We start from the raw sequence: 12655 nt of genomic DNA, 5'->3' as shown, positions 1-12655 counted from the left end.
GTAAACCGCGGTTTAAAATAAGCCGGCCCCGCCGCTTCGGGCGGGGCGTGCGGCTAGTGGTCCAGCACCTGCTCCACGGTCGCGCGGGGCCCCAGCGACTGGAACGCGTCCAGGATCTCCGCCTCGTGCAGGGTACCCACGGGGAGCAGGGACCGGTCCACTACCAGCACCAGGTGGTACCGCCGCGCGGACAGCCGGTCCAGCACCTCCTCGATGCGGGTCCCTTCCACGACGACCAGGGTACCCCCGGGAATGATCCGCTGCCGGGCCATCCGCTGCCGCTTGTGCAGGAACTGCCGGTACGACCGGAACACCGCCTCATCCCCCTCCGCCGCAGCGCCCAGCGCGAGGAACAGGCCGCCCGCGAGCGGGGTCAGGAACACCTGGCCGGAGCCGGCCAGCACGCCCAGGGCGGCGGCCAGCATGGCCGCGCCCGAGAGCATGCCCAGCCGGGCCATCCACAGGGTGGTCGGCCGGTACCCCCAGCGCTGGGCCAGAAGGCCGCGCAGGGCGCGCCCGCCGTCCAGGGGCAGGGCAGGAATCAGGTTGAAGAACGCCAGGTTGGCGTTCACCTGGAAGAAGAAGCGCACCAGGGAGGGGTCGAACAGGGCGTCGCCCATCAGGAAGCTGGCCAGACCGGCCAGCAGGAACGACTGTACCGGCCCGGCCAGGGCCACCGAGACCTCCGACTGCGGGTCAGTCTCCAGGGAGGGGTCGAGCCGGGCCATGCCGCCGAAGGGCGTGAGGACCAGCGCCTCGACGTCCACCCCCAGGAGCCACGCCGCCGTGAGGTGGGCCAGTTCGTGCGCCGCCAGCGAACCGAGCAGGATCAGGGCCTCCAGGTAGTACCCGCTTAGGGCGGCGGCGAGGAGCGCCAGAAGGAAGAGCCAGTGCACCTCGATCCGCACGCCGCCGATGCTGCCGAGCCTCAGGGAACGATTCCCCCCGGATACCGTGCTCGCCCGTCCATCGCCACCCCTCCTCCCGGAGTGTATGGACGGGCCCCGCCGTTCATGCCCGGTCCGAACCGGGGCGAAACGGGGCCGGCAGCGCAGACAAAAACGAGGCTCCGCACGGAAGCCTCGTGAGCATGCACTCGGTATTCTGTCTCGGGCTTCTAGTTGGCTGCGGCCAGATGCAGCGTGTTCAGGTCCTCGATGGCTCCGCTACCACGGCGGAGGGCTCGATAACCCGCTACCCGACCTCCCAGTGCCGCCTTGAGGTACTCGCAGGCGACGGTCGGATCAACCGTATAGCCGCAAGTGTAGCAGTCGATCGCAGCAAAGCCCTCTTCAGGGTAGGTATGGATCGAGAGGTGAGACTCCGACAGGACCAGGACGCCAGTGACGCCCTGAGGGCTGAACTGGACGAAACTCTCACCGACCACCGTGGCTCCGCACTGGGCTGCGGCTTCGTACATGATCTCCTTCAAGAACCGCACGTCGTTCAGCTTCTCGAAGGCAACCTCGCGCAGGTCCATGGTGACGTGGCGGCCATAGGTCGAGTAGGCCATGGTAGAACTCCCCCTTCGGCAATCATTTCTAGCCCTCTCAAGCTAGACGGGACCATCGTCACGCCAACGGGGGAAAAGTCGGGCACAGCCCCAACCCTTTAAGGCGTGCTAGGTTCCTATTCGGTTCCACAAGACAGTGTTGAGACGATCTCAACCTCCAGATCAGCGTGGCCTGGTCTGCTTGGCCGTGCAATAGCACGGATTGTAAACGACAAACCCCAGAATGTCAAGACCAGTATTCTCCACGCCGTCTATTCTGAGTCGTCACCACACCAGTTGGAGTGGCAACCTCTCACAATATATCGCGTTCCGCCCCCCACTGCAAGGGTTGAGGAGACAAATTCTCCGCGGTTTGCGCGCGCGCCCTGCATACCGCCGGTATGAAGGGCCGGAGAACGGCCCAGACTAGTCGGGGAGGTGAACGCGATGGCCAGTCAGCAGGTCCGCTGCACCGTCAGCAGCTGCTACTACTACGGCGCCGGCGACAACTGCGTAGCCGAGGAGATCATGGTGCGGGCCAACCCCGCCGCGATGGGCGGCGCGGACATGGAAGTCGGCGACATCGGCGGGCAGGCGCGGGAATCCAACCACACGCTTTGCGAGACCTTCATTCCCAGGGAACAGGGCCCGAAACCCGGCATCCGACGCATCTCCAAGTGATGCCAGCCAAACGGGAGGGGAATTGCCATGGCACGCAGACGCTCGCTGCTCTCCGACGAGACCAAGATGCACTTTGCGCGCCTTCAGGGTGCCGGCGACCGGGTGCAGCCAGGCGACTACGGTCAGCTTACCTCCAGAGAAGCAGGGAACATGGTCAAGTACGCCATCCAGGCGGCCCAGCAGGCGCTGGCCGGCCAGACTCCCGACCCGTCACGCAGTCAATGAAGGAGGGGGGCATCACGCCCCCCTTCCTTATTCCGGCCAGGCCACCGGGGCCTCCGCGCGCAGATCCTCGTCACGGCGTTCGTCGATGCTGATGTTGGTGACGACCCGGTGCGTGCCGTCGTGAAAGGCCGCGCGGTGCATGTCCTGCGCGATCTGCATCAGCGCGGGGACATCCCCCTCCATGACCGTGCGGGTGGGGCCGGCGGCCAGGGGGCCGTCGGGACCCACCTGCACCACGCTGATCTCGACAAGGGCCACGGGGGTTCACCTCCCGCTAGTGCAGGCCGCGCTCCTTCACCTGCCGGATCACCTCATCCACGGTCTTGCCCGTGGCGTCGATCACCGGGAACGGGTTGCCGTCGGTATCGTGAATGCCCATGAAGTTGTTGGACAGGCCGGTGACCACGGCCGCCCCGACCCCCTCCATCCTTCCGGGCGACAGCCGGGTGACCTGGTACCCTTCGGCCCGCAGGGCCTGCTTCACGTTCTCAAGCCCGTCTTCCACCGCAACGCGCATCGACAACACCTCCGCACAGGTCTGGTCTCACGAGACGGGAGGCCAGAACATAGTCTGCGCGGGGCGCAGGGTTCCATGCTCCCGGCAGGGCAGCAGGATCTGCCGGGCGGCCTACCGGTCGCCCTCACCTGAGGGGGTTTTCGCCCGGTTGCGGCGCGCCTGCCCCGACGGGGCGCCGGTCTGCGGATCGTCAGGGCTGTCCTGCGCCACGAGAGATGGCGATCCGTGTTCCAGGCCCATCGTCTGCGCCGCATCGGCGCGGCCGCCGGCCGGCGTCGCCTGGCGCTTCTTGTTCGCCACGCTCCGGTTCCTCCTTCCTGCGGGCAGCCATCCCGCAGGATTAGTCTGCCCGCTCAGGGGAGAAACTGACGACGCGGCCCGGGCGCGGATGCGCCCGGGCGCTGCGCGCTCTACTGGTTGTCCGGCCGGGCGGTGAGCGTGGCCCGGAGCGTCAGCTCCTGCCCATCGCGGATGACGGTCAGCTCGATCTCGTCGCCCACCTTGTATTCCTGCATGATGCGGTTGCGCAGGTCGTCGCTGCTGGTCACTTTCTGCCCGTCCAGCGCGATGATGACGTCGGCGCTGACCAGCCGGTTCAGCTGGTCGTACTCGGCCGAGCGCAGCCCGGCCTCGGCAGCCGCCGTGCCGGGAATCACTTGCACCACCACGGCGCCCTCGGTCCGGTCCAGGCCGAGAACCCGGGCGTACCAATCATCCACGGTTGCGATCTCGACCCCCAGCCACGGCCGCTTGACGCTCTCGCCGGCCATCAGCGTCGGCAGAATCGCCTTGGCGGTGTTGATCGGCACCGCGAAGCCGAGACCCACGTTCCCTGAGAACTGCGACGGCGTCTGGATGGCGGTGTTCACGCCGATGACCTCGCCGCGGCTGTTGAGCAGCGGGCCGCCGGAGTTCCCCGGGTTGATGGCCGCATCGGTCTGAATCGCGCCGGGGATGGACGTGGTGGGCTCGACGATCTCCCGCCCCACGGCGGAGACGATGCCCGCGGTCACGGTGAACTCGTTGCCGTAGGGGTTGCCGATGGCGATGGCCAGCTCGCCCACCTGCACCTGGTCGGAGTCGCCCAGGACCGCAGCGATGAGCTGCTTGTCACCGGGATCCACTTTCAGCACGGCCAGGTCGCTGGTGCGGTCCGTGCCGACCACCTGCGCATCCATGGTGGCGCCGTCCACGAACTTCACCGTAATGCGCCAGGCGTTTTCCACGACGTGGTAGTTGGTCAGAATGTAGCCCTCCGGGTCGACGACGAAGCCGGAACCGGCGCCTGTGGTCCGGTAGAACCCGCGGCCGGCCACCACCTCAATCGAAACCACCGCCGGCGAGACTCGCCGGTAGATCTCGGGGATGACGCTGGCCCCAATCTCGGCCACGGACTGCGCGACGGGCTGCAGCGGCGCCGACGGCAGCGGCTGCTGGTAGTTCGCGGGCTGCGCGGCCAGGTGCTCCTTCATGAGGTAGTAGGTGGAGCCGCTGGCGACCGCGGCCGAAAGCATCACCAGCGCCACGGCGGCAGCGACGAGCCGCCAGCCCCGGCCTCGGCCGCTCTGCTTCTCCCGCGGTTCAAACCGCGGCGGATCGTACAGCGGCGCCATGGGAGCGGGGGGCGCGGACGCGGGAATCTCGGGCAGCTCCAGCTCCGGGCGGGCGTCGGACTCATCCGCCGGAGGTGCCGCCGCCTCTTCCGCCCCCGCCGGCGCCCCCGCCGCGCTCACCGGCTCCTTCGGCCCCGCCTGTTCCTGCGGCCCCGTCAGCTCATCCGGGCTCACCGGCTCCTGCGGCGCAGCCGGCTCTTCCGCCCTCAGCGGCTCGTCCGGCCGCTGCTCCGGATCCGGCCCCGGTCTGCGGTCAAACTGATCATCATACATGGGTGGCGTCCTCCCTTATGTGCCCCATCGGTCTGTAGCCTGCATGTTGATCATAGGACGCCCGGCTGAAACGCAAATGAACGCACTCTTAGAGGAAGCTAAGAATTCGTCTGCGCGGCGCCCGGGCGGTAGATGGGCAGCCAGAGGCTGAATGTCGACCCTTCTCCCACTTTGCTCTCCACGGTCAGCCGGCCGCCGTGCATCCCCGCCACCCACGAGGCGATGGCCAGCCCCAGCCCGCTGCCTCCCCGGGACCGGGCCGGATCGCCGCGGTAGAAGCGGTCGAAGACACGGGGCAGGTCTTCGGGCGGGATGCCGGGGCCGGTGTCGATCACCTGCAGCACGACGCCCTCGCCCTGCCGGCCGGCCCGCACGGTCACCGACCCGCTGGGGGTGTACTTGAAGGCGTTGTCCAGCAGGATCAGCAGGGCCCGGCGCAGCCACTCCGCGTGGCCCAGCACCGTCACCCGGTCGAGCGCCGGGGGCAGCTCGACGACGAACTCCACGTCGTGGGGCAGGGCCCGGGCCTTGTCGCAGACGTCCCGCGCCAGCGGACCCAGGGCCAGCGGCTCCAGTTCCGGCTTCTGGCCCGCGTCCGCCCTCGCCATCGCCAGCAGCTCCTCCAGCAGCTGCGACATGCGGGTGGCTTCGGCCTTCATGTCGGAGAGGGCCTCGGGGTCGAGCGTGCCGGCCCGCTCCAGGTAGTCGATGTTGCCGCGGATGATCGTCAGCGGCGTGCGCAGCTCGTGGGAGGCGTCGGCGACGAACCGCTTCTGGGCGTCCACCGCCGTCGCCAGGCGGCCGTACAGCTCCTGCAGCTGGTCCAGCATGCCGTTGAAGGTATGCACGAGCCGGCCCACCTCATCCTGGGGCCCGCGGTAGGGCACCCGGAGGCTGAGGTCCGCCGACTGCCCGATGGACTCCGCGGCGGCGGCCACCCGCTGCACCGGGGCGATGGCCCGCCCGGCCAGCCACCAGGCCACGGCGCCCGTGAGCAGGGCGAAGCCGGCCGTGCCCGCGCCCAGGATCGGCCGCAGGTTCGTGAGCACCCGCTCCAGCAGCCGCAGCGGCTGCGCCACCTGCACCCAGAAAAACGGCGCGTCGTCCACGTAGACGGGCAGGGTGTACAGCCGGTAAGGCTCGCCGTTGATGTCCCGCTCCGTGGTATAGGTGGCCCGGCCCGCCCGGGCCTCCGCCGGCACGGGGAAGGTGCCGAAATCGGTGGACTGGGCGATGACCAGCTCGTCGGTGCGGACCAGGATGAAGGTCGACCGGTCCGCGAGCCCCTTCAGCGAGGGAATGCGCCAGTACCGCTGCATGTTCTCCGCGACCCGCCAAGCCACGGAGTAGAGGGAGGCGTCCACCTCCCGGATGTAGTTCCACCGCAGCGCGCCGTACATGAGAAAGCTGAACAGCAGCAGCGCCGCCGTCAGCTGCGCCGTGTAGAACAGCGCCAGCCTGAGCCGAAGCGACACGTGTGGCTCACTCCTTCAGGACGTACCCGACGCCCCGCACCGTCTGGATCAGCCGCGGCTCTCCCCCGGCCTCCAGCTTGTTCCGCAGGTAGGCAACGTAGACCTCCAGCACGTTGGATTCGCCGGAGTAGTCGTAGCCCCACACCTTCTCCATGAGGGTGTCGCGGGTGAGCACCTGGCGCGGGTGCGAGAGGAAGAGATGCAGGAGTTCGTACTCCTTGGCCGTGAGCGAGATCTGCCGCTCGCCGCGGAACGCCTCACGCGTGGCGGTGTCCAGCCGGAGGTCGGCGTACTGCAGCACGCGGTGGCCGTCGTCCCCCTGGGCGGGCGCGCCGCGGCGGCTCAGGGCCCGCAGGCGGGCCAGCAGCTCCTCCAGGGCGAACGGCTTGACCAGGTAGTCGTCGGCGCCCTGGTCAAGCCCCTTTACCCGGTCGCTCACCGCGTCGCGCGCGGTGAGCATCAGGATCGGGAACGTCTCCCCGGCGGCCCGGATGCGGCGGCAGACCTCCAGCCCGTCGACGTCGGGCATCATGATGTCCAGCACCATGAGGTCCGGCGGGGCGGCGCCGACGATGCGCAGCGCCTCCGTGCCGCTGTTGGCCACGGTGACGTCGTACCCCTCCAGTGCCAGGCTCCTGCGCAGGAAGGCGGTGATCTTGGGATCGTCGTCCACGACCAGAACCCGGAGCGACATGCGGAATCACCCCTTTGCGCGCACTTCACCTCTAGTATAGAAGACCGCCGCTGCGCGGCGAAAGGGGACAGGCGAAGGGGCCGGAGGGTCTGAGCTCCTCCGGCCCCTTCTTGCGCTATTTGCGCCCGGCCTTCTCGATGCTGTGCATCCAGGAGAGCGCCGCCTCCAGAATGCCCTCCGACAGCGTCGGGTGGTAGTGGGGCGTGAGCGCCACGTCCTCCACCTGGGCCCCCATTTCGATGGCCAGGGTGATCTCGCCGATCAGCTCCGACACCTCGGGCCCGACCATCTGCGCCCCCAGCAGGAGGCCGCTCTGCCGGTCGCCCACCAGCTTCACCATGCCGTCAGACTCGCCCATGGTGAGCGCCCGGCCCACGGCGGCGAAGTTGTACCGGGCGACGACGGGGTCGTAACCCTTCTCCCGGGCCTGGGCCTCGGTGAGCCCCACGTAGGCGATCTCCGGATCGGTGAAGATGACCGCCGGCACCGTCTGCCAGTCGGCCGCGGCGGGCAGCCCGGCGATGGCCTCGGCCGCCACCCGCCCCTGCGCGCTGGCCTTGTGCGCCAGCATCACCGGCGAGCAGACATCGCCGATGGCGTAGATGTGCGGGACGTTGGTCCGCATCTGCTCGTCGACGGGGATGAAGCCCTTCTCGTCCACCTTCACCCCGGCCTTCTCCAGCTGCAGCCCCTCGGTGTACGGCACCCGCCCGACGGAGACGAGCACCTTGTCCGCCTCGATCTCGTGGGTCTTGCCCTCGCCGTCCTGCACCTTCACCTTGCCGTCCTGCAGGCCGCCGGACGCCCGGGCGTTCAGCATTACGGTCACCCCGAGCCTGCGCAGCCGCCGCATCAGGACGTTCACCAGGTCGGGGTCGGTGCCGGGCAGCAGCTGGCCGGTGGCCTCGACGATGGTCACCTTCGAGCCCAGCTTGGCGTAGGCGATGCCCAGCTCCACGCCGATGTACCCGCCGCCCACGACCACGAACCGGGCCGGGATCTCCCGGAAGGCCAGGGCGCCCCGGGCGTCGACCACGTTCTCCCCGTCCAGCGGGAAGAAGGACGGGTTAATGGCCGTGGAGCCCGTGGCGATGATGGCGTGCTTGAAGCTGTACGCGGCCGTGCCGCCGTCGTTCAGCTCCACCTCCAGCGAGTGGGGGTCGGTGAAGCGGGCCTTGCCCTTCACCACTTCCACCTGGCCGGCCTTCATCAGCGAGGCCACGCCGGCGGTCAGCCGCTTGATCACCTTGGTCTCCTTCCACTCCTGGGTCCTGGCGAAGTCGACCTCGACGCTGCCCTTCACCACCAGCCCCCGGTCCGCGGCGTTGTTGACCCTGTGGAGCAGGTCGCCCACCGAGATCAGCGCCTTGGACGGGATGCAGCCGTGGTTGAGGCACGTCCCGCCCAGCTCCTCGCGCTCGATCAGGGTGACGTCCAGGCCCAGCTGCGACGCCCGCTGGGCGGCCACATACCCTCCGGGGCCCGCGCCGATGACCACCACGTCGGTGCCGGTCTTGATGGATCCCATGACCACGGTTTACATCGCCTCCATCATGAGCAGGGTTGGATCGCTGAGCAGCTCCGCGAGGCGGTTCAGGAAGCGGGTGGCCATGCCGCCGTCGATCAGGCGGTGGTCGAAGGAGAGCGCCAGGTAGGCCATCTGGCGGATCACGATCTCCCCGTCCCGCACCACCGGCCGCTCCTGGGTCTTCCCGATGCCCAGGATCGCCACCTCCGGGTGGTTGATGACGGGCGTGAAGAAGAGGCCGCCGATGGAGCCCTGGTTGGAGATGGTGAAGGTGGAGCCGCGCATCTCGTCCGGCGCCAGCTTCCCCTCCCGGCCGCGGGCGATCAGGTCGTTCATCTCCGCGGCGATGGTGAAGACCGGCTTGCGGTCGGCATCCTTGATGACAGGCACCAGCAGACCCGCCTCGGTGTCGAGCGCGAAGCCGATGTGGAAGCGCTTGTGCAGCACGATCTCCTGCGCCTCGTCGTCGATGGAGGCGTTCAGGTACGGGAACTCCCGCAGGGCTGCGACCACCGCCTTGATGACGAAGGGCATGAACGACAGCTTGATGCCCTTCCGCGCGGCCAGCTCCTTCGCCTGGGCGCGGAAGGCCAGGAGCTCCGTCATGTCCACCTCTTCTACTGCCGTAACGTGCGGAGCTGTATATTTCGACTTCACCATCCGTTCGGCAATAACCTTCCGGATGCCCCGGAGCGGCAGCCGCTCCTGGTCTCCCTCCGCGCGCGCGGCAGGGGCAGCGGCGGGCTGAGCGGGCGCGGGCGGAGCCCCGGCGTGCCCGGCTGCGCCGGCGGTCTGGGCCTGTGCAGGTGCGGCCCGGCCGCTGGCGAAGGCGCGCACGTCCTCGCTGGTCACGCGGCCCGCCGGGCCGGTGCCCGGCACCTGGTTGATGTCGACCCCCAGCTCACGGGCCAGCCGCCGGGTGGCCGGCGCGGCCAGGGCGCGGCGCGGAGGCTCGGCAGCCGGGGCGGGAGCGGCCGGGACTGCCGCCGCCGCAGCGGGCGCCGCGGGGGCGGCCGGCGCGGGGACGTCCAGCGACGCCTGGGGCTGCTCCCCTCCCGGCGCCGCGGCCGCAACGCCGGAGGCCACCTCCTCCGCCGTCGGCAGCGCGCCGGGCGAGCCGTCGTCGAAGATCACCACGACGCTGTGGACCTTCAGGATGTCGCCCGGCTGGCCCAGGAGCTTGACCACCCGGCCGCTCACCGGCGAGGTGATCTCCACCGCGGCCTTGTCGGTCTGCACCTCCATGATCGGCTGGTCCTCGGTGACCGTGTCGCCCTCCTTCACCAGCCAGCGCAGGAGCTCGGCCTCATGCAGCCCCTCGCCCACATCGGGAAGTCTGAACTCAAATGCCATGGCTCTGCTTCTGCTCCTTCCGTGCCTAGTAGGTCCTGACGGCCTGCATGGCCTCGAGGACCCGTCCTGCGTCGGGGATGTACAGGTCTTCGGTCAGCAGGTAGGGCATGGGGACGTCGAAGCCGGTCACCCGGGCCACGGGCGCCTCCAGGTACTCCAGGGCGTGGTCGTTGATCAGGGCGACCAGCTCGCTGTGGAAACCGCCCGTGCGCGGGGCCTCGCTGACCACCACGGCGCGGCCAGTCTTCTTCACCGAGGCGATGATGGTATCCAGGTCCAGCGGGTTCAGCGACCGGAGGTCGATCACCTCGGCCTGCCACCCGTGCTGCGCGGCGGCCTGCTCGGCCGCCTCCAGGGCCGTGTGCACGTGCACGCCGTAGCTCAGCACGGTCAGGTCGCTGCCCTCCCGCACGACGGCCGCCTGCCCCAGCGGCACCGTGTACCAGCCCTCCGGCACCTCCGCCCGGAACGCCCGGTAGAGCCGCTTGGGCTCCATGTAGAGCACCGGGTCGGGGTCGGCGATGGCCGCGAGCAGAAGGCCCTTGGCGTCGTACGGGTTTGACGGCGCCACCATCTTGAGCCCGGGGATGTTCAGGTACCAGTTTTCGATGGACTCGGAGTGGTGCTCCAGCGCCTTGATGCCGCCCCACGAGGGGATGCGGATGACCATCGGGCACGTGAAGCGGCCCCGGCTGCGGTGGCGGATGCGGGAGAGGTGATTGGCCACCTGCTCGTGGGCCGGCGCCAGGAAGCCGTCGAACTGCACCTCGACCACCGGCTTCAGGCCGTTCACCGCCATGCCGATCGCGGCGCCCACGAAGCCCGACTCGGCCAGCGGGCAGTCGATCACCCGGTCGGGTCCGAACTCGTCGATAAGCTTGTCGGTTGCGCGGAACACGCCGCCGTTGACGCCGATGTCCTCGCCCAGCAGCACGACACTGCTGTCCTGCCGCATGGCGACGCGCAGCGCGTCGTTGATCGCCTGAATCAGGGTGAGCTTAGCCACGGGCCCCGCCCTCCTTTCTCGCCAGGTACGCCTTCAGGTCCGCCTTCTGCCGCAGCAGGTTCGGCGTCGGCTCCGCGTACAGGTAGTCGAACAGATCGTCGACCGAGGGGCGCGGCATGGCCTCGGCCTCAGCCACGGCCGCGGCCACCTGCTCCCGCGCCTGCGACCAGAGCGCTTCGTCGTCGCTGTCCGACCACTGCCCCTGTGCGACCAGGTAGCGGCGCAGCCGCTCGATGGGGTCCTTCGCCTGCCACTCCTCCAGCTCTTCCTGGGAGCGGTAGCGCTTGGGGTCGTCCGACGTCGTGTGCGGCCCGTAGCGGAAGGTGACCGATTCGATCAGGGTCGGGCCGCCCCCCGACTTCGCCCGCTCGATGGCCTCGTGCATGACCGACAGCACCGCCACCACGTCCTGGCCGTCCACCCGCACCCCGGCCATGTCGTAGGCCAGGGCCCGCTGGGCGATGGTCGGCGCCTTGAACTGGCGGCTGTTGGGCGTCGAGATGGCGTAGCGGTTGTTCTGGATGAAGAAAATCGTGCCGACGTTGAACACGGAGGCGAAGTTCAGGGCCTCGTGGAAGTCGCCGGGCGAGGTGCCGCCGTCGCCGGCGTAGCCGACGGCCACGGTGTCCTCCCCCTTCAGCTTCCCGGCCCAGGCAGCCCCTACGGCGTGCAGGAGCTGGGTCGCGATGGGGATGGAGATGGGGAAGGCGTTGACGCCTTCCGGGGCACGGCTGCCCTGTTCGTCGCCCATGAAGTAACGCAGGATGCTCACCAGCGGGACACCCATCACATGCATGGCGCCGTGGTCGCGGTAGGTGGGGAAGATCCAGTCCTTATCGGGCCGGAGCAGGTACGCCGAACCCACCTGGCTGGCCTCCTGCCCGCTGAACGGGGCAAAGGTGCCCATGCGGCCCTGCCGCTGCAGGTTGAGGCACCGCTGGTCGTATACCCGCAGAAAAACCATCTTACGGTAAACGTCCTTCAACAGGTCCAGGGTCAGGAAGGCCGGCAGCGGCTCCGCGAGCGTGCCGTCCGCCCGAAGGACCTGCCGTACGGGAAAGAGCTGATCCCCCCGGGGGAGTGCGGTCTGCAGTTCCACGAGATGACCTCCTTCTGCCATCGTGCACGTCATGTATCTTGCCGCCGGAAAAGCGATTCATACCGCCTCCAGACTGCAATTCACCGGGAATCGGTTGACAGGGTTATTGTACCTCCCTATAATTTTTGTTCCTTATCTTCCTCGTGGAGATACGGACGATAGAAAAAAACAGTCGACATGGTTCGACTCTGATTGACAAGTGGCTCAATCTTCGCGATGATAATTGCAACGGGTGATAAATTTCTATTTAAGTGGCTGGTTTTCAGGGGGTGGGATTCCGTGGAGCAGGATCGGCGTATTTACGAGATGCAGGCCCGCCTCTGCCAGGTGCTGGCAAGCCCGAAGCGGCTGGAGATCCTATATACCTTGAAGGACCAGGAGATGACCGCGGGCGATCTGGCGAAAGCCGTCGATGTTACCATGCCCAACCTGTCGCAGCATCTTTCCCTGATGAAGCAGCACGGACTGGTCGAGTCCCGCAAGGAAGGGCTCAACATGTACTACAGGGTCGCTTCCGAGCAGATCCTCGAGACCCTGGCGTCGGTGCGCAAGGTACTGGTTGAGCAGCTGGCCAAGCAGTCCAAGCTCCTCGAACAGGTGCAATAGCCCCTTGCATGCGCAATGAGACCGGATGCCCCGCCGGGCATCCGGTCTTCCCTCTCCCGTTCTCGGCTGGCATAATGGGGGATGTTGAGACCC

15 protein-coding genes are annotated in these 12655 nt (G+C 68.3%); 3 read left to right on the top strand and 12 right to left on the bottom strand.

Annotated elements, in window-relative coordinates:
• Positions 1 to 53 precede the first annotated feature (53 nt).
• Both ACZ5UM_RS06875 and speD read right to left on the bottom strand, forming a co-directional pair.
• On the bottom strand, positions 54 to 908 hold the full coding sequence (locus ACZ5UM_RS06875; protein WP_464847731.1) for a site-2 protease family protein: 855 nt from the start codon (positions 906 to 908) through the stop codon (positions 54 to 56).
• A 209-nt stretch (positions 909 to 1117) separates the two neighbouring features.
• Positions 1118 to 1513: an adenosylmethionine decarboxylase gene (speD, locus tag ACZ5UM_RS06870; RefSeq protein WP_464847729.1), complete on the bottom strand. Its 396-nt coding sequence runs from the start codon at positions 1511 to 1513 to the stop codon at positions 1118 to 1120.
• A gap of 426 nt (positions 1514 to 1939) precedes the next feature.
• On the opposite strand from speD, the gene ACZ5UM_RS06865 reads away from it, so the two are divergent.
• Together ACZ5UM_RS06865 and ACZ5UM_RS06860 are read left to right on the top strand one after the other, a co-directional pair.
• Positions 1940 to 2173, top strand: a complete 234-nt coding sequence (locus ACZ5UM_RS06865; protein WP_464847727.1) for a DUF1540 domain-containing protein — start codon at positions 1940 to 1942, stop codon at positions 2171 to 2173.
• A 27-nt stretch (positions 2174 to 2200) separates the two neighbouring features.
• Complete coding sequence (locus ACZ5UM_RS06860; RefSeq protein ID WP_464847725.1) at positions 2201 to 2398, top strand: small, acid-soluble spore protein, alpha/beta type; 198 nt, start codon at positions 2201 to 2203, stop codon at positions 2396 to 2398.
• A 27-nt stretch (positions 2399 to 2425) separates the two neighbouring features.
• On the opposite strand, the gene ACZ5UM_RS06855 is transcribed toward ACZ5UM_RS06860, so the two are convergent.
• From ACZ5UM_RS06855 to pdhA, 10 genes are all read right to left on the bottom strand, one after another.
• The gene (locus tag ACZ5UM_RS06855) at positions 2426 to 2656 is read right to left on the bottom strand and encodes a thiamine-binding protein (RefSeq protein WP_464847723.1); all 231 of its coding nucleotides are present in this window, start codon (positions 2654 to 2656) and stop codon (positions 2426 to 2428) included.
• A 16-nt stretch (positions 2657 to 2672) separates the two neighbouring features.
• Positions 2673 to 2915 carry a YkuS family protein gene (locus tag ACZ5UM_RS06850; protein ID WP_464847722.1) on the bottom strand — a complete coding sequence of 81 codons (243 nt, stop codon included), beginning with the start codon at positions 2913 to 2915 and terminating at the stop codon, positions 2673 to 2675.
• 111 nt (positions 2916 to 3026) lie between these two features.
• A complete protein-coding gene (locus ACZ5UM_RS06845) occupies positions 3027 to 3215 on the bottom strand; it encodes a hypothetical protein (RefSeq protein ID WP_464847721.1) in 189 nt (62 codons plus the stop codon).
• 110 nt (positions 3216 to 3325) lie between these two features.
• Positions 3326 to 4801: a S1C family serine protease gene (locus tag ACZ5UM_RS06840; RefSeq protein ID WP_464847719.1), complete on the bottom strand. Its 1476-nt coding sequence runs from the start codon at positions 4799 to 4801 to the stop codon at positions 3326 to 3328.
• A 98-nt stretch (positions 4802 to 4899) separates the two neighbouring features.
• A complete protein-coding gene (locus ACZ5UM_RS06835) occupies positions 4900 to 6276 on the bottom strand; it encodes a sensor histidine kinase (protein ID WP_464847715.1) in 1377 nt (458 codons plus the stop codon).
• Positions 6277 to 6283: 7 nt separating this feature from the next.
• Positions 6284 to 6970 carry a response regulator transcription factor gene (locus ACZ5UM_RS06830; protein ID WP_464847714.1) on the bottom strand — a complete coding sequence of 229 codons (687 nt, stop codon included), beginning with the start codon at positions 6968 to 6970 and terminating at the stop codon, positions 6284 to 6286.
• 115 nt (positions 6971 to 7085) lie between these two features.
• On the bottom strand, positions 7086 to 8498 hold the full coding sequence (gene lpdA, locus ACZ5UM_RS06825; RefSeq protein ID WP_464848303.1) for a dihydrolipoyl dehydrogenase: 1413 nt from the start codon (positions 8496 to 8498) through the stop codon (positions 7086 to 7088).
• Positions 8499 to 8507: 9 nt separating this feature from the next.
• Complete coding sequence (locus ACZ5UM_RS06820; protein ID WP_464847712.1) at positions 8508 to 9851, bottom strand: dihydrolipoamide acetyltransferase family protein; 1344 nt, start codon at positions 9849 to 9851, stop codon at positions 8508 to 8510.
• A gap of 25 nt (positions 9852 to 9876) precedes the next feature.
• Positions 9877 to 10857 (bottom strand): alpha-ketoacid dehydrogenase subunit beta, encoded by a 981-nt coding sequence (locus ACZ5UM_RS06815; RefSeq protein WP_464847711.1) that lies wholly within the window; start codon positions 10855 to 10857, stop codon positions 9877 to 9879.
• Positions 10850 to 11956, bottom strand: coding sequence for a pyruvate dehydrogenase (acetyl-transferring) E1 component subunit alpha (pdhA, locus tag ACZ5UM_RS06810; RefSeq protein ID WP_464847710.1), 1107 nt, complete (start codon positions 11954 to 11956; stop codon positions 10850 to 10852). Before pdhA ends, ACZ5UM_RS06815 begins: the two co-directional genes overlap by 8 nt.
• 279 nt (positions 11957 to 12235) lie before the next feature.
• Here pdhA and ACZ5UM_RS06805 point away from each other — a divergent pair, with 279 nt between their 5' ends.
• Positions 12236 to 12562, top strand: a complete 327-nt coding sequence (locus ACZ5UM_RS06805) for an ArsR/SmtB family transcription factor (RefSeq protein WP_464847709.1) — start codon at positions 12236 to 12238, stop codon at positions 12560 to 12562.
• The last annotated feature ends 93 nt before the right edge of the window (positions 12563 to 12655 follow it).

Source organism: Symbiobacterium ostreiconchae, assembly GCF_055396975.1.
The sequence above is the reverse complement of the archived record's forward strand: the minus strand, read 5'-3'. Positions and strand labels throughout refer to the sequence as shown.